This window comes from Vibrio sp. 970 (genome assembly GCF_033339075.1).
This window is the reverse complement of record NZ_JAWOTW010000807.1, coordinates 1-519: the sequence shown is the minus strand read 5'-3', so window position 1 is coordinate 519 and position 519 is coordinate 1. Positions and strand designations below refer to the sequence as shown.

Sequence of the window (519 nt, the reverse complement as noted above, 5' to 3'; positions counted from 1 at the left end):
AGCGGAAAAAGCAAAAGAAAAAGCGCAAGTAGGCAAAGCTGAAGAAAGTATCCTAGACTCAATACCAAACTCTTTACCGGCGCTTTCTCGTGCTACAAAGATTCAGAAAAAATGTGCGAAATACGGATTCGATTGGGATTCGCTTGGGCCAGTAGTCAGTAAGGTTCAAGAAGAAGTGGATGAGGTGATGGAAGAAGCGCTTCAAATCGAACCAGATGAAGAGAAAGTCGAACTTGAGTTAGGGGACTTGTTGTTTGCCACGGTCAACTTAGCACGTCATCTTGGCAAAGACCCAGAAGTGGCATTAAGCAAAGCGAACATTAAGTTTGCCAAGCGTTTTAAGCAAGTTGAAGGTAAGGTCGTGCAATCAGGAAGAACACTCACCGAGTGTACGTTGTCAGAACTCGACAATTTTTGGAATGAAGTGAAAAAAGAAGAGTGAAGTTGCAGACAAAATAGTCACAGCGCGATTTATGGGACAAGTCTGACTCAGAACATAAATAAGCACTTTGCTTTGTC

General features: G+C 42.8%; 1 protein-coding gene. It reads left to right on the top strand.

Annotated elements, in window-relative coordinates; genetic code table 11:
• Positions 1–442: MazG family protein (locus R7Q11_RS29310; protein WP_225467363.1), on the top strand; the 442-nt coding region annotated here is incomplete at its 5' end.
• Between the last annotated feature and the right edge of the window lie 77 nt (positions 443–519).